The sequence below is a fragment of the Achromobacter ruhlandii genome (assembly GCF_902859695.1).
GTDB classification, from domain to species: Bacteria; Pseudomonadota; Gammaproteobacteria; order Burkholderiales; family Burkholderiaceae_B; genus Achromobacter; species Achromobacter ruhlandii.
The window spans coordinates 144791-162216 of record NZ_CADIJL010000009.1; the positions used below are offsets into that span (position 1 = coordinate 144791).

Sequence of the window (17426 nt, forward strand, 5' to 3'; positions counted from 1 at the left end):
AGGCAACCGGCGCGGGCGATCGGCGCGGGAATCAGGCGGCGCGATGCAGCCTGATGATGGCCGCGGCGGTCGGATCGCGCACCAGGTTCGCCAGGGTATAGCCATTGAGCGCGTCGTAGAACGCCTGCAGGGTCTGCGCCAGCACCCCCGCCAGGCGGCAGGCGCCGTCCAGCGCACAGGGCGGCTCGCCGCAGTCGATCAGCGGGCCCTGCTGTTCCAGTTCGCGCACCAGGTCGCCCAGCCGGTACTCGGCGGCCGGGCGCGCCAGCGCCAGGCCGCCGCCCTTGCCGCGCGCCGTGCTGACCCAGCCGCGCTGCGACATGAAGTGCACCACCTTGACCAGGTGGTTGCGCGACAGGTCGAAGCGCGTGGCGATCTCCGGAATGGTGACCGCCGCGGGCCGGTCGCGGCACTGCGTCAGGTACATCAGGACGCGCAGGCCGAAGTCGGTGAATCGGGTCAGTTGCATGGGCGCCAGGATACACCGGTCAGGCCGGCGCGCCGCCGCTGCCGAAGGCCTCGGCGTGAATGCGGTCCGGCGCCACGCCCAGCGCCAACAGCGTTTCGCGCTGCGCCCGCATGAAACCGGACGGGCCGCACAGGTAGTAATCGGCATCCGGCACGATGGCCTCGTCGCGGATGGCGCGCAGGTCGACCCGGCCATGATGGTCGTAGTCGCGGCCCGGGCGGTCGCCGCCGCCGACTTCCTCGTAGAACACCGCCTTGCGCACGTTGCCGCGGCTCGCGACGATGGCATTGACGTGGTCTTTCATGGCGTGCACCGCCTGGTTGCGACAGCCATGCACGAAGCGGATCTGGCGCGGATCGTCGGTCGCCACCAGATGATTCAGGATCGACACCATGGGCGTCAGCCCCACCCCGCCGCTCAGCAGCACCACCGGCGCGGCGCTGTCTTGGCGCAGGTGGAAGTCGCCCTGCGGCGGCGCCACATCCAGCACGCCGCCTTCCTCCAGGCGCTCGTGCAGCGCATTGGACACGCGTCCGGCTGGCCCGTGCGCGCCGCCCGCTTCGCGCTTGACCGAGATCCGCAGGCGGTCCTGGCCCGGCGCGTCCGACAGGCTGTACTGACGCGGCTGCATCAGGCCCAGCTCCGGCACGTACACGCGCACCGACACATACTGGCCGGGGAGATAGGCCGGCACCGCGCCGCCATCGGCCGGCGCCAGGTAGAACGAGGTGATCTCGGCGCTTTCGGGCTGCTTGCCGACCACGCGGAAGGCGCGCCAGCCAGTCCAGCCGCCCGGCTTGGCGGCCGAATCCCGGTACAGCCGGGCCTCTTCGGCGATCAGCATGTCGGCCAGCTGGCCATAGGCGGCGGCCCAGGCATCCACCAGAGCGTCGGTGGCGGCCTCGCCCAGCACCTCGCGGATCGACGCCAAGAGATGCTTGCCCACGATCGGATAGTGCTCGGGGCGAATGCCCAGGCTGACGTGCTTGTGGACGATGCGGGTCACCACCGGCGCCAGCACCGAGGGATCGTCGATGTGTTCGGCATAGGCCGCGACCGCGCCGGCCAGCGCCTGCTGCTGTTCGCCGCCCGCCTGGTGGCCCTGGTTGAACACGTGCTTGAGTTCCGGATTGTGCTGGAACATGCGGGCGTAGAAGTGACGGGTCAGGGCCACGCCATGGGTTTTCAGGACCGGGGCCGTGGCCTTGACCATGGCGCGGATTTGCGGGCTCAACATCGACTGCTCCTTGTGCTGCGGACGGCGCCGGCGCCATCCCTTTTTTAAACATGCATTAATAATACATGTTTAAGTGCGGCGCACAAAACCATCCTTGCCCTCAACCGGCCTGCCCCGTCCATTCGCCCAGCAGGCGGCGCGCTGGCCAGGCACATCCCGCCGCCGCGCGCCAGCCGATGCGGACCGGCGCCGGGTCCGCGCCGCGCCAGGCCGCCGCCATCACCCAGTCGCCGCCGAGCCCCCAGCACATCGCCTGCCAGCGGCCCGCCGGCGGACGCAGCGCCAGCCGGCCCGAGGCCGCCGGCGTCAGGCCGATCGACGCCATGTCCGCCGGGAAATCCAGCCCGGCCGCCTTGACGAAGGCTTCCTTGAGTGTCCACAACATATAGAACCGCTCCAGCCGCGCGGCCGTATCGGCGGCCCGCGCCAGCCAGGCCCGTTCCGGTTCGCTGCAGACCCAGGCGGCCAGCGCGGCGGTATCGCGCGCCCGCACCCGCTCCAGGTCCACGCCCACGGCCCAGTCCCGCGGCGCCTGGGCGCAGAGGGCGTGGCCGCCACTATGGCTGAGCGACAGGGCATGGGCCGGGTGCGCGTCCGCCCGCACCTGCTGCAGCAAGGCGCGGCTGACCTGCCAGTCATCGCGCGCCTTGGCCGAGCGCAGCGCCGACGCGCGTCGCGCGTCCGCCGCCGAGAGCAGATCTGGCTGATAATCAGCGGCCGCGCCTTGGTCCGCCCACCACAAGGAAAGTTCCCCAGGAATCACGGCTTCACGTCACAATTTGGTAAAACAAAATGTAAAATATCGGGCGTTTTCACTGTTTTAGTAACGTCTAAAAACAATTAATGAATTTGCGATCAGTGTAAGATCGCGCGCTATGCTGACCTTTTCCATTGCGCAATGGCAGGGTTGGACATCGGGTATGCAAGACGCGAGCAGCTGGTCGTACTGGGCTGAACATCCTTATTGTCCCGTTGGAGAACCCAGCCCGCCGCGCCTCGAATTCCTGCCCCCGATGCAGCGCCGCCGCCTCAGCCCGATGGCGCGCGCGGTGTTCGAATGCGCCTGGCCGGTCGCCCAAGGCCAGCCACCCATGCCGCTGGTCTACGCCTCGCGCCATGGCGAAACCACCCGCAATTTCGGCCTGCTGCAATCGCTGGCCGCCGGCGAACCGCTGTCGCCCACCGCGTTCGGCCTGTCGGTGCACAACGCCCTGGCCGGCCAGTGGTCGATCATACGCCGCGAAACCACCGAATCGATCGCGCTCTCGGCCGAGGACGACGGTCTGGAGCACGCCTTCCTGGAAGCGGGGCTGCTGCTGGCCGACGGCCACGACAACGTGCTGGTGGTGCTGGCCGAGGAGCGGCCGCCCGCGCCCTACTCGCCCTGGATCGACGACGTGCCCTTTTCCTACGCGGCGGCGTTCCGCCTGCGCGCCGGCGCCGACTGGCGGCTCGAGACCTCCCCTGGCGCCGGCGCCGCGCCGCGGCCCTGGCCCAACGCGCTGAACCTGTTGCGTCACCTGAACCTGCAAACGCCCAGCTGGCGGCATGCCAACCACGCCCGCCAATGGCTCTGGACCCGCTCGGCATGACCCCTTCCAGCACCCCCTCCGCCGCCCCCCCGCCCCGCCAGGATTTCTGGCTGTGGCGCCTGGTCGCCACCGGCATGGCCTTCACCATGTTCGGCGTCGGCGGGCTGCTGCTGCGCCTGCTGGTGTTCCCGCCGCAGCGCCTGATTCCCGGCAATGCCGCCGACCGCCAGCGCCGCGCGCGCTGGGCGCTGAACCGCACCTTCCGCTTCTTTATCCGCTTCATGGTGCGCGTCGGCATCCTCACGGTGGATTTCAAGGGCGCCGAACGCCTGGGCCGGCCCGGCCAGATGATCCTGGCCAACCACCCGTCACTGCTGGACGTGGTGTTCCTGGTGGGCCACGTCAAGAACGCCAACTGCATCGTCAAGCACGGCCTGGCGCGCAATCCGTTCACGCGCGGGCCGGTCAGCAACGCCGGCTACATCACCAACGATGAAAGCTTCGACATGTTCGATCGCGCCGCCGACGTGCTGCGCCAGGGCGAAACCCTGATCGTGTTCCCGGAAGGCACGCGCACCCCCCAGGACAGCCTGCCGCGCTTTCATCGCGGCGCCTGCGCGATTGCGCTGCGCGGCGCCCGGGTGGTGACCCCGGTGGTCATCCGCATGAACCCGCGCAGCCTGACCAAAGGCGAGCCCTGGTACCGCATTCCGCCGTGCCGCATGCGCTACGTGATCCAGGTCGGCGAGGACATCGATCCCGCCACATGGTCCAATGCGCACCCGCTGCCGATTGCCGGCCGCCGCATGAACGATTACCTGCATGCCTATTTCGATGCCGAGCTGACGCGCCACGCGCCGGCCGGCGCCCCGGCGCCCGCCGCCGGCCCCGACAACGAACAAGCGCGAATCGCGCCGCAAGTGGAGTCCAAGCTGGATGAATCAACTGGAAACTGAGCTCAAGACGCTCGTCATCGAATCCCTGGGCCTGGAAGACATCGCCCCCGACGACATCGATCGCGAGGCCAGCCTGTTCGGCGACGGACTGGGCCTGGACTCGGTCGACGCCCTGGAACTCGGCCTGGCGCTGCAAAAGCGCTATGGCATCGCCATCGACCCCGAAACGCGCAACATGCGCGAGCACTTCGCCAGCATCGCCAACCTGGCCGAATTCGTCGCGGCCCAGCGCCGCAACTGAGGCAATGGAGTTGACCATGCAGACCCGCGATGAAATCTTCAATACGCTGCGCGACACGCTGAGCGAATTGTTCGAGATCGAGCCCGAACGCATCACCCCCGAGGCCAACCTCTACACCGACCTGGAAATCGACAGCATCGACGCCATCGACCTGATCGACCACGTGCGCCGCCAGACCGGGCGCAAGCTCGACGCCAACGATTTCCGCAGCGTGCGCACCGTCGAAGACGTGGTGCAGGCCATGTGCCAAAAGCAGCAGGACGCCGGCGCATGAAACGCGGCCTGGCGCCCGCGCTGGCCGTGGCCGGCCTGGCCTACCCCTTCGTCGTGTACGCGACGCTGGGCCGGGTCAGCGCGGCCTGGCTGGCGCTGCCGCTGGCCGTGCTGTGGCTGGCCCGCGGGCTGGCCGGCCGCGACACGCAGCCCGGCGCGCGCCTGCTGCCGCTGGCCGCGGTGGCGTTCTGCCTGGTGCTGGCTGTCTCCAATTCAAGCGAGTGGCTGCGCTGGTACCCCGTGATGGTCAACGCCATGCTGCTGGCCATCTTCGGCGCCAGCCTGCGGCGCGGCCGCCCCGTGGTCGAACGGCTGGCGCGCCTGCGCCACCCCGACCTGCCGGCCGCCGGCGTGCGCTACACGCGCAACGTCACGCGCGTCTGGTGCGGCTTCTTCGCCGTCAACGGCGCCGTCGCGGCGGCGCTGGCCGCGTGGGGCCCCTGGGGCTGGTGGACCGCCTACAACGGCGCCATCAGCTACGCGCTGATGGGCCTGTTGATGGGCGGCGAATGGCTGCTGCGGCCGGCCGCGGCAAAGGCGGCCTGAGCGGTGACCTGGACAGACCTGACGCATCTGCTGCTGCCGCGCGCCGCGGGCGCCAACGACGCGCCCGTCGCCGTCGAGCCCGCACTGGCGCACGCCGATTTCGCCGCGCACTGCCTGGCCGCCGCCGGCGCGCTCCAGGCGCGCGCCACTCGCCGCGCCGCGCTCTGGTTCGACGACGCCGCCGCGCTCGCCATCGCCCTGTTTGCCTGCTGGCGCGCCGGCGTGACCGCGATCCTGCCAGGCGACGCGCGCCCCGACACCTGCGCCCTGCTCGACCCCGACGTCGACGCCTGGCTCTCCGACACCGACCTGCCGCCCACCGCCCGCCCGCGCTGGCGCCTGGAAGCGCTGCGCGACGCGCCGCCGCTGGCGCCCGCGGCGCTCGATCCGGACCAGGCGCTGGTGCTGTGCACATCCGGCTCCAGCGGCACGCCCAAGCGCATCGCCAAGCGCTGGGGCCAGTTGGCGCGCGAGGTCCAGGCCCTGCAGGCGCAATGGCCCGACGCCACCGGCCCGGTGCTGGGCAGCGTCTCGGCCCAACACATGTACGGCCTGCCCTTCCGCGTGCTGTGGCCGCTGTGCGCCGGCCGTGCGCTCGACCGGCGCCAGCGGCTCTACCCCGAAGACTTGCAGCAGGCCAGCCTGCGCCATCCGGCCTTCACCTGGATCGCCAGCCCGGCGCTGCTGCGCCGCCTGGGCGACCGGCTGGACTGGGCGCGACTGCGCGGCAGGCTCGGCCGCATCTATTCATCGGGCGGCGCGCTGCCGCCCGACGTGTCCGACGCCATCGCGCGCCAGCTCGGCCTGCGCCCCACCGAGATCTACGGCAGTTCCGAGACCGGCGCCGTGGCCTGGCGCGGCGGGGCCGACCCGTGGCAACCCCTGCCCGGCGTGACGGTCGGCCTGGACGCGCACGGCGCGCTGCGGGTGGATTCGCCCTGGGTCGAGGCCGCTGACGCGCAGACCGCCGACGGCGCCGAACTGTCCGGCGGCCGCTTCCAGTTGCTGGGCCGGCAGGACCGCATCGTCAAGATCGAGGAAAAGCGCATCGCGCTGCCCATGCTGGAACAGGCGCTGGCGCGCCATGCCCATGTGGCCGAGGCCCGCGTCGGCCGCGCCGCCGGCGCCACCCGCCTGACCGCGTTGGTGGCGCTGAACCCCACCGGCCTGCACGCGCTGCGCAACCAGGGCCGGCGCGCCGTGGTGGATGCGCTGCGCCAGCACCTGGCGGCCGGCTTCGAATCGCTGGCGATTCCGCGCGGCTGGCGGCTGGCTCGGCAGTTGCCCTGGAATAGCCAGGGCAAGATGACCCAGGCCGATTTCGAGGCGGCCGCCGGCCCGCGCCCGCTGCAGCCCATGGCCGAACCGCTGCCGGCCGCCAGCGCCGACGAGCGCCGCTACCGCATGGAAATCCCGTGCGACCTGGCCTATTTCGGCGGCCATTTCCCCACCGCCCCGGTGGTGCCCGGCGTGGCGCAGATCGGCTGGGCGCTCGCGCTGGCGCAACGCGACCTGCTGCCCGACCTGCGCTTTGCCGGCATGGAGGCGCTGAAGTTCCAGCGCCTGCTGCGTCCCGGCGACGTGGCCGAACTGGCGCTGCGCTGGGATGCCGGCAAGCGCAAGCTGTATTTCACCTACACCCTCGGTGAGGCGCCCTGCTCATCCGGACGCGTGCTGCACGGAGACCGCCATGACGCCGCATAGGCTGTGCGCGGTCATCCCCGTCTACAACCACGGCGCCACCGTGGCCGCGGTGCATGCGCGGCTGGCGGCCCTGGGCCTGCCCTGCGTGCTGGTCGACGACGGCTCGGCCGCGGATTGCGCCGCCGTCCTGGACAGGCTGGCGGCGCTGCCGCATACGCACCTGGTGCGCCGCGCCGCCAACGGCGGCAAGGGCGCGGCCGTGCAGGACGGGCTGCGCGCCGCGCGCGACCTGGGCTACAGCCACGCGCTGCAGGTGGACGCCGACGGCCAGCATGCCCTGGATGACGCCGCCAGCTTCGCGCAGGCCTCGCGGGCGCGGCCCGACGCGGTCATCTGCGGCGCGCCGCTATACGGCGACGACGTGCCGCGCAGCCGCCTCTACGGCCGCTGGCTGACGCGCGTGTGGGTCTGGATCAACACCCTGTCGCTCGACATTCCGGACGCCATGTGCGGCTTTCGCGTCTATCCGCTCGCCCCCGTGCTGCGGGTGATCGACACCACGCAGGTCGGCCGCCGCATGGACTTCGACATCGCCATCCTGGTGCGCCTGCACTGGCGCGGCGTGCCAATGGCCTGGCTGCCCACGCGCGTGGTCTACCCGGAAGGCGGCGTCTCGCACTTCAAGGCCCTGCGCGACAACCTGCTGATCAGCCGCATGCACGCGCGCCTGTTCTTCGGCATGCTGGCGCGCTCGCCGGCGCTGTTGCTGCGCCGCCTCACCGCTGGCGGGCGCCCATGAGCGCGGCCGACTCCCACTGGGCCGACCAACCCGAACGCGGCAGCCCCGTGCTGATGCGACTGACCGCCTGGGCCGCGCGCCGGGTCGGCCGCCGCGCGGTGGCGCCGGTGGTGTGGCTGGTGGTCCTGTACTTCTATGCGTTCGGCCCGCGCGCCCGCCGCGCCATCGGCGCCTACCAGCGCCGCCTGGCGCGCGCCGGCGACCCGGCCACGCCGCTGCCGCGCTCGTTCCCGGTCTACCGCCAATACCTGGCATTCGCGCAGGCGTTGCTGGACAAGCTCGACGTCTGGCAGGGCAAGATCACGCTGGCGGACCTGGACATCCACGATCCCGACGGCCTGCACGCGCAGATGGGCAGCGGCCGCGGCCAGATCCTGGTGGGCTCGCACCTCGGCAATATCGAGGTCTGCCGGGCGCTGGCGGAGCAATCCGGCCTGCTCAAGCTGAATGTGCTGGTGCACACCAAGCACGCGGCGCAGTTCGGCCGCCTGCTCGACGAGGCCGGCGGCGGCCTGCGCATGATCCAGGTCAGCGAACTGGATGCCGGCGTCATGCTCGACCTGGCCCAGCGCCTGGAGCGCGGCGAATGGCTGGCCATCGCCGGCGACCGCGTGCCGCTCAAGGGCGACCGCAGCACCGAGGTGGCGCTGCTGGGCGACCTCGCGCCGCTGCCGCAAGGCCCATGGCTGCTGGCCGGCCTGCTGCGCTGCCCGGTCAATCTGCTGTTCTGCACCCGCCACGGCAAGCGCTACCGCGTGTCGATGGAACGCCTGAGCGACGGCATCGAATGGAGCCGCGCCACGCGCCAGGCGCAGATCGCGCAATGGACACAGCGCTACGCCGACCGCCTGGGCGCGCACTGCCGCCAGGCGCCGCTGCAATGGTTCAACTTCTACCCTTTCTGGAAAGACGATGCGTAAACGCGGCGCGCTTGGCGCGCAAGTCGAGATCCGCGTGCCCTTCTACGACGTCGATTCGATCAACGTCGTCTGGCACGGCCACTACGTCAAATACCTCGAAGAAGCCCGCTGCGCGCTGCTCGACAGCCTGGGCTATGGCTATGACGCAATGCGCGCCAGCGGCTATGTCTGGCCGGTGATCGACCTGCAACTGCGCTACGCGCAGGCGGCGCAGTTCGGCCAGCGCCTGGTGGTGCGCGCCGAGCTGGTCGAATGGGAAAACCGCCTCAAGATCAATTACCTGATCCGCGAGGCCGCCAGCGGCCAGCGCCTGACGCGGGCCAGTTCCGTGCAAGTGGCGGTCTGCATGCGCACCCGCGAGATGCAGCTGGCTTCGCCGGCCGTCCTGCTGGACGCGGTCCGGCGCAAGCTCGATGCCCCGGAGGACGCCGCGTGAAACGCCTGCTGATCTGCCTGGCCCTGGCCGTCCTGCCCTGGAGCGCGCGGGCCTTCAACCTCGATGACCTGCAACAGCAACTGCGCGCCACGCCGATCGTGCGCGGCCATTTCGTGCAGCAGAAATTCCTGCGCTCGCTGCCGCAGCCGCTGACCAGCCGCGGCGACTTCACCCTGGCCGCCGGCCGCGGCCTGCTGTGGCTGCTGCGCAGCCCCATCGCCCAGGACCTGCGCATCAGCGCCGACGGCATCGCCCGCCGCGGCCCCGATGGCGCCTGGCAGGCGCTGCCGCAGCACAGCGGCGCCGGCCGCGAGAACCGCCTGTTCCTGTCGGTGCTGGCCGGCGACACCAGCGGCCTGCGCGAGAACTTCGACCTGAGCCTGTCGGGCGGCCCGGACGCCTGGCAGCTGACGCTACTGCCGCGCTCGGTGCTGCTGCGCCAGATCTTCGAGAACATCCAGATCAACGGCGGCAGGCTGGTGGACCGTATCGAACTGCGCGAAGTCCAGGGCGACCGCAGCGTGCTGCAGATGGTCGATGCCGCCTCGGCCGACGCCCTGACGCCCGAGGAGCAGCGTGCCTTCGCCGACTGAACGCTGGCTGCCACGGCTGTTCAAGCTGGGGCTGCTGCTGTTGCTGGGCCTGGGCGCCTGGCAGTGCCGCGACGGCTGGCCGGTATCGGCCAACCTGATGGAGCTGGTGCCACAGGCCCGGACCGACGCCACCCGCCAACTGGCCGAAGCGCGCATCCAGGAGCCGCTGAGCCGCCAGCTGGTGGCGCTGGTCGCCACGCCCGCCGGCGGCGATAGCGCGACCGCCGCGCGCCTGCTGGCCCAGCGCTGGCAGCAAAGCGGCCTGTTCGCCACGGCGCAGGTCGACGTCGACGTCGACCTGGCCGACCTGCGCGCCCGGCTGCTGGCCAACCGCCTCGCCTTGCTGCCCGCGGCGCAACGCCAGCAGTTGCTCGATGACCCCGCCGCCTACGCGCAACGCCGCGCCCGCGAACTGGTCGACCCTTTCTCCTCTTCCAGCGTGGTGCCGGTCGACCAGGACTTGCTTGGCCTGGCGCGGCTGGCTGAACAGGCGCTGCGGCCCGGCGGCGCGGTGCAGTACGACATGGGCACCGGCACGTTGGTGGCCGAGGGCGCGGGCCGCTCCTGGGTGCTGGTGCGCGCCACCACCCGCGATGACGCCTTCGACAGCGACGCGCCGGCGCGCGTGGCCGCGCAGATCGACGCCGATCGCCGGGCCCTGGCCGCCAGCGGCGCGGACCTGCTGGTGGCCGGCGGCGCCCTCTACGCGGCGGCAGGCCGCGCCCAGGCGGTCGCCGAGAGCGGCTGGATCGGCGGAATCGCCATGGCTGGCATCGTGCTGGTGCTGCTCCTGGCGCTGCGCCGCTGGCGCGCGCTGCTGGCGCTGGCGCCAGTGGCCGTGGGCCTTCTGGCCGGCACGGTCGCCTGCGTCGCGGTGTTCGGCTCCATCCACGTGCTGACGCTGGTGATCGGCGCCAGCCTGATCGGCGTCGCGGTCGACTTTCCTATGCACTGGCTGGGCAAGAGTTACGGCATGCCGGACTGGCGCGCCTGGCCCGCCCTGCGCCGCGTGCTGCCGGGCCTGACCATCAGCCTGGCGGCCAGCCTGGTCGGCTACGTGGCGCTGGCGTTCACGCCCTTCCCCGCCCTGACACAGACGGCGGTGTTCTCCGCCGCCGGCCTGCTCGGCGCCTATGCCTGCACCGTCTGCCAGTTGCCGGCCTGGATGGAACATTTCCGTCCACGCCCGTGGCCGCCGCTGCTGCGATTCGCCGAGGCCGCGCTGCGCGCCCGCGAGCGTCTGGCCGGCCGCCGCGCCCTGCTGGCGGTCGGCGCCGTGCTGCTGGCGGCCATCACCGCCGGCGGCATCGGCCGCCTCGGCATCCAGGACGACCTGCGCCAATGGCTGAGCCTGCCGGCGCCGCTCTTGCAACAGGCGCGCCAGATCGGCGAGATCACCGGTTTCATGCCGACCAGCCAGTTCTTCCTGGTGCGCGCACCGGACCCGGACGAACTGCTGCGCCGCCAGGCACAGGTCAGCCAGGCATTGGACGCCCAGGTCGCCGCGGGCAAACTGCAGGCCTATAACGCCCTGAGCCAGCGCGTGACGCCGCGGGCCGACCAGCGCGCCCTGGCGGCGGCGCTCGGCACGCTGGCCGATCGCCCCGAGGCCTGGCGCGCCATGACCGACATCGGCCTGCCGTTCGACGCGCTGCGCCAGGAACTGCGCGCGCTGGCGGCCCTGCCGCCCGTCACCCTCGACGCCGCCATGCAGGGACAGGCCGGCGAGCGCTGGCGTCCGCTGTGGCTGGGCCAGCGCGACGGCGAGGCCGCCGGCATGATCACGCTGCTGGGCCTGCGCGACCCCGCCGCCCTGGACGCCATCGCCCAGGCCGCGCCCGGCGTCACGCTGGTCGACCGCAGCGGCGAGCTGAACCGCATGTTCAGCGCCACCCGCGTCGAGGCCGCCGAACTCAAGCTGCTGTCGTATCTGGTGGCGGCGGCGCTGCTGTGCCTGACGCTGGGACGCGCCGCCGCCTGGCGCATTCTGGCGGTGCCGCTGGCGGCCACCGCGTGCAGCCTGGCGGCGCTGGGCTACCTGGGCCAGCCGCTGACCCTGTTCAGCCTGTTCGGCCTGTTGCTGGTCTCGGCCATTGGCGTGGACTACGCCATCTTCATGTATGAGCGGGTCGCCGGCGCGGCCGCCAGCCTGGTGGGCATCGTGCTGGGCGCGCTCACCACCCTGCTGTCTTTCGGCCTGCTGGCCGTCAGCCAGACGCCGGCCATCGCCAACTTTGGCCTGGCGGTGGCGCTGGGCGTGGGCTTTTCCCTGTTGTGGGCGCCGTGGATCCGGCCGCCCCGCCAGGCCTGATTTTTTGTCTTGCCATTGATTAATACAAGGAAGCATCCAGCATGGAACATCGGGAAGTCGTCGTCATCGGAGCGGGCCCGGCCGGAGCCGTCGCCGCCGCGCTGCTCAAGCGCCAGGGGCACGATGTGCTGGTGCTGGAACGGCAGCAGTTCCCGCGCTTCTCGATCGGCGAAAGCCTGCTGGCCCATTGCCTGGAATTCATCGAAGAGGCCGGCATGATGCCGGCGGTGCGGGCCGCCGGCTTCCAGACCAAGAACGGCGCCGCCTTCGCGCGCGGCGACCAATACACCTACTTCGACTTCCGCGACAAGTTCAGCCCCGGCCCCGGCAGCACCTTCCAGGTGCAGCGCGCCCGCTTCGACAAGGTGCTGGCCGACGACGCCGCGCGTCAGGGGGTGGAGGTGCGCTACCAGCAGGAAGTCATCGCCGCCGATTTCACCGGCGCGGACGGCCCCTTGCTCACGGTGCGCGGCCCGCAGGGCCAGCCCTACCAGGTGCGCGGCAGGTTCGTGCTGGACGCCAGCGGCTATGGCCGCGTGCTGGCGCGCCTGCTCGACCTGGAACGGCCGTCGTCGATGCCGCCGCGCAAGGCCATCTTCACCCACATCGAGGACCGCATCGACGATGCCGGCTTCGACCGCGACAAGATCCTGATCAGCGTGCACCCCGAGCAGAGCGGCATCTGGTACTGGCTGATTCCGTTCTCCAATGGCCGCAGCTCGTTCGGCGTGGTCGGCGGCCAGGACCTGTTCGGCGGCGCCGACGAAGACCTGATGACCACCCTGCGCGCCATGGCCGACGCCGCCCCCAACCTCAAGCGGGTGCTGCGCAACGCCGTCTGGGACACGCCGGCCAACACCATCGGCGGCTACTCCGCCAGCGTCACGCGGCTGCACGGGCCGGGCTACGCGCTGCTCGGCAACGCCGCCGAATTCCTGGACCCGGTGTTCTCGTCCGGCGTCACCATCGCGCTGCGCTCGTCCAAGCTGGCCGCCGACGCCCTGCACCGGCAGCTGGGCGGCGAAGCGGTCGACTGGCAACGCGATTTCGCCGACCCGCTGATGGTCGGCGTGGAAACCTTCCGCGCCTATGTGCAGGGCTGGTATAGCGGCGAATTCCAGGATGTGGTTTTCTACCAGAACGCCCAGCCGGAGATCCGCCGCATGATCAGTTCGATCCTGGCCGGCTACGCCTGGGACACCGACAACCCCTTCGTGGCCAGCCCGCAGCGCCGCCTGCGCATGCTGAGCGAACTGTGCCGCGCGCCAGCCGCCCAGGCGCAACCGGCCCGATGAGCCGCTCATGATGCACGTCCTGCCCTCGCTCCCGCCCGCCCTGCGCGCCGCCTGCGCCGCGCTGGCGCTGGCCGTGCTGGCCGGATGCGCCAGCGCCCCGCCGGTGCCGGCGCGGCCGGCCGGCTTCGCGTTGCCGCGCCAGCTGCACGTGATCCAGTCCAGCCCTGGCCTGCCGACGCAGGACACGCTGCTGGTGGTGCAGCGCGAAGCGTCCGCCATGCGCTGGTCGCTGTTCGACCCGATGGGCGTGCCGCAGGCCCGTCAGATGCTGGAAGATGGCCGTTGGCGCAACGACGGCTTCCTGCGGCCCAACGGCCAGGCGCGCGACCTGTTCGCCGCGCTGCTGTTCGCCTGGACCCCGCAGGCCGAGCTGGACGCGGCCTATGGCGCTGGCGCCTGGCGCGCTACCCGCGCCGCCGACGGCTCGGCGCAGCGCGAGCTGCTGCAACGGGGCCTGCCGCGCTGGACCGTGCGCTGGCCGGCGGACGCGCCGGACGGCGCGCTTGAAATCCGCGACGCCGCCGGCACGGTGTGGCGCGTCGCGCCATTGAAGGAGCAACCATGACCGCCACCTGGCTGAGCCCCCCGGGCGTGGTCTGCGCGCTCGGCGCCGGCATCGATGCCGTGGCCCATGCCGCCTTTGCTGGCGACACCGCGGGCATGCGCCCGCTGGCCGGCTGGGTGGCGGACCGCGCGCTCACGCTCGGCGCCGTCACCGCGCCGCTGCCGGCCATCCCCGAGACCTTCGCCGCGCATCATCACAGCCGCAATAACCAGCTGCTGCTGGCCGCCGCCGCCCAGATCGAGCCCCAGCTGCGCGGTGCCATCGCCCGCCACGGCGCCCACCGCGTGGCGGTGGTGCTAGGCACCAGCACCTCGGGCGTGAACGACAACGCGCCGGCGTTCCGCGCCCTGGCCGCCAGCGGCGCCTGGCCCGCCGACTACGACTACCGCCGCCAGGCGCTGTCGTCGCCGGCCGGGTTCCTGGCCGAGTGGCTGGGCGCCGCCGGCCCGGCCTACACCCTGTCCACCGCCTGCACCTCCAGCGCCCGCGCGCTGCTGTCCGCGCGCCGCCTGTTGGCGCTGGGACTGTGCGACGCGGTGGTCTGCGGCGGCGCCGATACGCTGTGCCGACTGACCATCAACGGCTTCGCCACCCTGGAAGCGGTGGACGAGGCCCTGTGCCTGCCGTTCTCGGCCAACCGCCGCGGCATCAACATCGGCGAGGCCGGCGTGCTGTTCCTGATGCAGCGCGAACCCGCCAACGCGGCCGGCGTGGCCCTGCTGGGCGGCGGCGCCAGTTCCGACGCCTGGCACATGTCGGCCCCCGAGCCGAGCGGCGCCGGCGCCCTGCAGGCCATGCGCGCCGCCTTGGAGGGCGCCGGGCTCGAACCCGCCGACATCGGCTGGATCAACCTGCACGGCACCGGCACTACGCACAACGACGCCATGGAAAGCCTGGCCGTGCACACCCTGTTCCCGCAGGGCGTGCCGTGCGCGTCGACCAAGCCGCTGACCGGCCACGCGCTGGGCGCGGCCGGCGCGCTGGAAGCGGCGCTCGCCTGGATCACCCTGGCGCCCGCCAACGCCGACGGCCGGCTGTTGCCGCACGTCTGGGACGGCCAGCCCGATCCGGCCTTGCCGGCGCTGGACTTCAGTACCCCGGCGCACCGCTACGCCGCGGGCCGCCGCCGCATCGCCATGAGCAATTCCTTTGCCTTCGGCGGCAACAACGCCAGCCTGATCCTGGGGGGTGCCGCATGAGCCCATGGCCCATCGCCAGCCTGCTGCCGCACGCCGGCGACATGATTCTGATCGACGAGGTGCTGGCGCACGACGCTGACAGCCTGACGGCGCGCGCCGTGGTGCGCCCCGGCCCCTACTCCCTGCCCGACGGCACGCTGCCGCCCTGGCTCGGCCTGGAACTGATGGCCCAGGCCGTCGGCGCCTGGGCCGGCTGCCAGGCGCGCCTGGCCGGCGCCGAGGTCAAGCTCGGCTTCCTGCTGGGCACGCGCCGCTACGACTGCCAGGTCGACGCGCTGCCGGCCGGCGCCGTCCTCTCCGTCCACGTGCAACGCGGGTTCATCGACGACAGCGGCATGAGCGTATTCGAATGCGAACTGCGCGACGGCGAACGCCAACTGGCGAGCGCCCGGCTCAACGTCTATCAACCCAAGGACCCCAACGTTTTCATCCAGGAAGATTCGCCCCAATGAGCGCCGCTCCCATTCTCGTCACCGGCTCCAGCCGCGGCATCGGCCGCGCCATCGCGCTGGCCCTGGCCGACGCCGGCCATGACCTGGTGCTGCACTGCCGCCAGCAGCGCGCCCAGGCAGAAACCGTGCAGGCCGAAGTCGCCGCCCGCGGCCGCCAGGCGCGCGTGCTGCAATTCGACGTGGCCGACCGCGCGCAATGCGCCGCCGTGCTGCAGGCCGACGTCGAGGCGCACGGCGCCTATTACGGCGTCGTGCTCAACGCCGGCCTGACCCGCGACGGCGCCTTTCCCGCCCTGACCGGCGACGACTGGGACCAGGTGCTGCGCACCAACCTGGACGGCTTCTACAACGTGCTCAGCCCGCTGGCGATGCCCATGATCCGGCGCCGCGCGCCCGGCCGGGTGGTCTGCATGGCCTCGGTCTCGGGGCTGGTCGGCAATCGCGGCCAGGTCAACTACAGCGCCTCCAAGGCCGGCCTGATCGGCGCCGCCAAGGCCCTGGCGGTGGAGCTGGCCAAGCGCCAGATCACCGTCAACTGCGTGGCACCCGGCCTGATCGACACCGACATGATCGACGAGCACGTGCCGGTCGAGGAAATCCTCAAGGCCATCCCGGCCCAGCGCATGGGCCGGCCCGAGGAAGTGGCGGCCACGGTCGCCTTCCTGATGTCGCCCGGCGCCGCCTACATCACGCGCCAGGTCATCGCGGTCAACGGAGGGCTGTGCTGATGCAACGCGTCGTCATTACCGGCATGGCCGGCATCAGCGCGCTCGGTTCCGACTGGGCCACCATCGGCCAGGCCTTCGCCGACGGCCGCAGCGCCATCCGCGTCATGCCCGACTGGGCGCGCTACCAGGAGCTGAACACGCGCCTGGCCGGCCCGATCGAGGATTTCCGCGCGCCCGCGCACTGGACCCGCAAGCAGTTGCGCAGCATGGGCCGCGTCTCGCAACTGAGCGTGCGCGCCGCCGAACTGGCGCTGGATGACGCCGGCCTGCTGGGCGACCCGAGCATCCGCGATGGCCGCATGGGCGTGGCCTGCGGTTCGTCGGTGGGCAGCACCGCCGAGATCCGCGCCTTCGGCAACATGCTGCTCAACGGCGTCACCGACGACCTCAACGCCAATTCATACGTGCGCATGATGCCGCACACCACCGCGGCCAACGTCGGCATCTTCTTCGAACTGAAGGGCCGCATCATCCCCACCTCCAGCGCCTGCACTTCGGGCAGCCAGGGCATCGGCTACGCCTACGAGGCCATCCGCTACGGCCGCCAGGCCCTGATGCTGGCCGGCGGCGCCGAGGAACTGTGCCCGAGCGAAGCGCTGGTGTTCGACGCCCTGTATGCCACCAGCCAGAAGAACGACACGCCGGAACTGACGCCGCGCCCCTACGACCGCGACCGCGACGGCCTGGTCATCGGCGAAGGCGGCGGCATGCTGGTGCTGGAATCGCTGGAACACGCGCAGGCGCGCGGCGCCCGCATCCATGCGGAGATCGTCGGCTTCGGCAGCAATTCGGACGGCACCCACATCACCCGCCCCGAGGCCGCCACCATGCGCATCGCCATGGAAATGGCGCTGGCCGACGCCGGCCTGCCGCCCGAGGCCATCGGCTACGTCAACGGCCACGGCACCGCCACGGAACAAGGCGACATCGCCGAGACCCAGGCCACCCACAGCCTGTTCGGCGCCCGCATGCCGATCAGCTCGCAAAAGAGCTACCTGGGCCACACCCTGGGCGCCTGCGGCGTGCTGGAGTCCTGGTTCAGCATCGAGATGCTGCGCGGCGACTGGTATGCCCCCACGCTCAACCTGCGGAACGTCGATCCGCGCTGCGGCGACCTGGACTACCTGCGCGAAGGCCGCCGCATGAGCCACGAATACGTCATGAACAACAACTTCGCCTTCGGCGGCATCAACACCTCGCTGGTGTTCCGCCGCTGGCCGTGAAGTCATT

General features: G+C 71.5%; 20 protein-coding genes. 17 read left to right on the plus strand and 3 right to left on the minus strand.

Annotated elements, in window-relative coordinates; translation table 11 throughout:
* Positions 1-31: 31 nt before the first annotated feature.
* The 3 genes from HV742_RS13715 to HV742_RS13725 all read right to left on the minus strand — a co-directional run bounded on the left by HV742_RS13715 (position 32) and on the right by HV742_RS13725 (position 2448).
* The gene (locus tag HV742_RS13715; RefSeq protein WP_175145688.1) at positions 32-469 is read right to left on the minus strand and encodes an Rrf2 family transcriptional regulator; all 438 of its coding nucleotides are present in this window, start codon (positions 467-469) and stop codon (positions 32-34) included.
* 19 nt (positions 470-488) lie between these two features.
* Positions 489-1706: an NO-inducible flavohemoprotein gene (gene hmpA, locus HV742_RS13720; RefSeq protein WP_175145690.1), complete on the minus strand. Its 1218-nt coding sequence runs from the start codon at positions 1704-1706 to the stop codon at positions 489-491.
* Positions 1707-1806: 100 nt separating this feature from the next.
* Complete coding sequence (locus tag HV742_RS13725; RefSeq protein WP_232734895.1) at positions 1807-2448, minus strand: 4'-phosphopantetheinyl transferase family protein; 642 nt, start codon at positions 2446-2448, stop codon at positions 1807-1809.
* A gap of 178 nt (positions 2449-2626) precedes the next feature.
* Here HV742_RS13725 and HV742_RS13730 point away from each other — a divergent pair, with 178 nt between their 5' ends.
* The 17 genes from HV742_RS13730 to HV742_RS13810 are packed head-to-tail and all read left to right on the plus strand — an operon-like array spanning position 2627 to position 17419.
* On the plus strand, positions 2627-3298 hold the full coding sequence (locus tag HV742_RS13730) for a beta-ketoacyl synthase chain length factor (RefSeq protein ID WP_238910227.1): 672 nt from the start codon (positions 2627-2629) through the stop codon (positions 3296-3298).
* Entirely contained in the window at positions 3295-4194 is a 900-nt protein-coding gene (locus tag HV742_RS13735; RefSeq protein ID WP_175145695.1) for a lysophospholipid acyltransferase family protein, read from the plus strand. The genes HV742_RS13730 and HV742_RS13735 overlap by 4 nt, the downstream gene beginning before the upstream one ends.
* Positions 4175-4435 (plus strand): phosphopantetheine-binding protein, encoded by a 261-nt coding sequence (locus tag HV742_RS13740; RefSeq protein WP_049074885.1) that lies wholly within the window; start codon positions 4175-4177, stop codon positions 4433-4435. The genes HV742_RS13735 and HV742_RS13740 overlap by 20 nt, the downstream gene beginning before the upstream one ends.
* 16 nt (positions 4436-4451) lie before the next feature.
* A complete protein-coding gene (locus tag HV742_RS13745; RefSeq protein WP_049077956.1) occupies positions 4452-4709 on the plus strand; it encodes an acyl carrier protein in 258 nt (85 codons plus the stop codon).
* Positions 4706-5254: a COG4648 family protein gene (locus HV742_RS13750; RefSeq protein ID WP_175145696.1), complete on the plus strand. Its 549-nt coding sequence runs from the start codon at positions 4706-4708 to the stop codon at positions 5252-5254. The genes HV742_RS13745 and HV742_RS13750 overlap by 4 nt, the downstream gene beginning before the upstream one ends.
* Before the next feature lie 3 nt (positions 5255-5257).
* The gene (locus tag HV742_RS13755) at positions 5258-6958 is read left to right on the plus strand and encodes an ApeI family dehydratase (RefSeq protein WP_175145698.1); all 1701 of its coding nucleotides are present in this window, start codon (positions 5258-5260) and stop codon (positions 6956-6958) included.
* Positions 6945-7697 carry a glycosyltransferase family 2 protein gene (locus HV742_RS13760; RefSeq protein WP_063583173.1) on the plus strand — a complete coding sequence of 251 codons (753 nt, stop codon included), beginning with the start codon at positions 6945-6947 and terminating at the stop codon, positions 7695-7697. Before HV742_RS13755 ends, HV742_RS13760 begins: the two co-directional genes overlap by 14 nt.
* Positions 7694-8617 carry a lysophospholipid acyltransferase family protein gene (locus HV742_RS13765; protein WP_175145700.1) on the plus strand — a complete coding sequence of 308 codons (924 nt, stop codon included), beginning with the start codon at positions 7694-7696 and terminating at the stop codon, positions 8615-8617. The genes HV742_RS13760 and HV742_RS13765 overlap by 4 nt, the downstream gene beginning before the upstream one ends.
* Entirely contained in the window at positions 8610-9053 is a 444-nt protein-coding gene (locus HV742_RS13770) for an acyl-CoA thioesterase (protein WP_049074894.1), read from the plus strand. The genes HV742_RS13765 and HV742_RS13770 overlap by 8 nt, the downstream gene beginning before the upstream one ends.
* Positions 9050-9646 (plus strand): LolA family protein, encoded by a 597-nt coding sequence (locus HV742_RS13775; RefSeq protein ID WP_063583174.1) that lies wholly within the window; start codon positions 9050-9052, stop codon positions 9644-9646. The genes HV742_RS13770 and HV742_RS13775 overlap by 4 nt, the downstream gene beginning before the upstream one ends.
* Positions 9630-11957 carry an MMPL family transporter gene (locus tag HV742_RS13780; RefSeq protein WP_175145701.1) on the plus strand — a complete coding sequence of 776 codons (2328 nt, stop codon included), beginning with the start codon at positions 9630-9632 and terminating at the stop codon, positions 11955-11957. The genes HV742_RS13775 and HV742_RS13780 overlap by 17 nt, the downstream gene beginning before the upstream one ends.
* A 41-nt stretch (positions 11958-11998) precedes the next feature.
* A complete protein-coding gene (locus tag HV742_RS13785) occupies positions 11999-13252 on the plus strand; it encodes an NAD(P)/FAD-dependent oxidoreductase (protein WP_175145704.1) in 1254 nt (417 codons plus the stop codon).
* A gap of 7 nt (positions 13253-13259) precedes the next feature.
* Positions 13260-13817 (plus strand): DUF3261 domain-containing protein, encoded by a 558-nt coding sequence (locus HV742_RS13790; RefSeq protein WP_175145705.1) that lies wholly within the window; start codon positions 13260-13262, stop codon positions 13815-13817.
* Positions 13814-15016: a beta-ketoacyl-ACP synthase gene (locus tag HV742_RS13795; RefSeq protein WP_175145707.1), complete on the plus strand. Its 1203-nt coding sequence runs from the start codon at positions 13814-13816 to the stop codon at positions 15014-15016. Before HV742_RS13790 ends, HV742_RS13795 begins: the two co-directional genes overlap by 4 nt.
* Complete coding sequence (locus tag HV742_RS13800; protein WP_175145709.1) at positions 15013-15468, plus strand: hotdog family protein; 456 nt, start codon at positions 15013-15015, stop codon at positions 15466-15468. Before HV742_RS13795 ends, HV742_RS13800 begins: the two co-directional genes overlap by 4 nt.
* Entirely contained in the window at positions 15465-16196 is a 732-nt protein-coding gene (gene fabG / locus HV742_RS13805) for a 3-oxoacyl-ACP reductase FabG (protein WP_049074911.1), read from the plus strand. Before HV742_RS13800 ends, fabG begins: the two co-directional genes overlap by 4 nt.
* Entirely contained in the window at positions 16196-17419 is a 1224-nt protein-coding gene (locus HV742_RS13810; protein ID WP_054416149.1) for a beta-ketoacyl-ACP synthase, read from the plus strand. Before fabG ends, HV742_RS13810 begins: the two co-directional genes overlap by 1 nt.
* Positions 17420-17426: the final 7 nt, after the last annotated feature.

Excerpts from the sequence above, each read along its gene's own strand:
- HV742_RS13790 (WP_175145705.1), top strand. The coding sequence starts at position 13,260 with ATGATGCACGTCCTGCCCTCGCTCCCGCCCGCCCTGCGCGCCGCCTGC.
- HV742_RS13735 (WP_175145695.1), top strand. The coding sequence starts at position 3,295 with ATGACCCCTTCCAGCACCCCCTCCGCCGCCCCCCCGCCCCGCCAGGAT.
- HV742_RS13785 (WP_175145704.1), top strand. The coding sequence starts at position 11,999 with ATGGAACATCGGGAAGTCGTCGTCATCGGAGCGGGCCCGGCCGGAGCC.
- HV742_RS13760 (WP_063583173.1), top strand. The coding sequence starts at position 6,945 with ATGACGCCGCATAGGCTGTGCGCGGTCATCCCCGTCTACAACCACGGC.
- HV742_RS13730 (WP_238910227.1), top strand. The coding sequence starts at position 2,627 with ATGCAAGACGCGAGCAGCTGGTCGTACTGGGCTGAACATCCTTATTGT.
- HV742_RS13800 (WP_175145709.1), top strand. The coding sequence starts at position 15,013 with ATGAGCCCATGGCCCATCGCCAGCCTGCTGCCGCACGCCGGCGACATG.
- HV742_RS13740 (WP_049074885.1), top strand. The coding sequence starts at position 4,175 with ATGAATCAACTGGAAACTGAGCTCAAGACGCTCGTCATCGAATCCCTG.
- HV742_RS13810 (WP_054416149.1), top strand. The coding sequence starts at position 16,196 with ATGCAACGCGTCGTCATTACCGGCATGGCCGGCATCAGCGCGCTCGGT.
- HV742_RS13750 (WP_175145696.1), top strand. The coding sequence starts at position 4,706 with ATGAAACGCGGCCTGGCGCCCGCGCTGGCCGTGGCCGGCCTGGCCTAC.
- fabG (WP_049074911.1), top strand. The coding sequence starts at position 15,465 with ATGAGCGCCGCTCCCATTCTCGTCACCGGCTCCAGCCGCGGCATCGGC.
- HV742_RS13770 (WP_049074894.1), top strand. The coding sequence starts at position 8,610 with ATGCGTAAACGCGGCGCGCTTGGCGCGCAAGTCGAGATCCGCGTGCCC.
- HV742_RS13745 (WP_049077956.1), top strand. The coding sequence starts at position 4,452 with ATGCAGACCCGCGATGAAATCTTCAATACGCTGCGCGACACGCTGAGC.
- HV742_RS13715 (WP_175145688.1), bottom strand. The coding sequence starts at position 469 with ATGCAACTGACCCGATTCACCGACTTCGGCCTGCGCGTCCTGATGTAC.
- HV742_RS13795 (WP_175145707.1), top strand. The coding sequence starts at position 13,814 with ATGACCGCCACCTGGCTGAGCCCCCCGGGCGTGGTCTGCGCGCTCGGC.
- HV742_RS13765 (WP_175145700.1), top strand. The coding sequence starts at position 7,694 with ATGAGCGCGGCCGACTCCCACTGGGCCGACCAACCCGAACGCGGCAGC.
- hmpA (WP_175145690.1), bottom strand. The coding sequence starts at position 1,706 with ATGTTGAGCCCGCAAATCCGCGCCATGGTCAAGGCCACGGCCCCGGTC.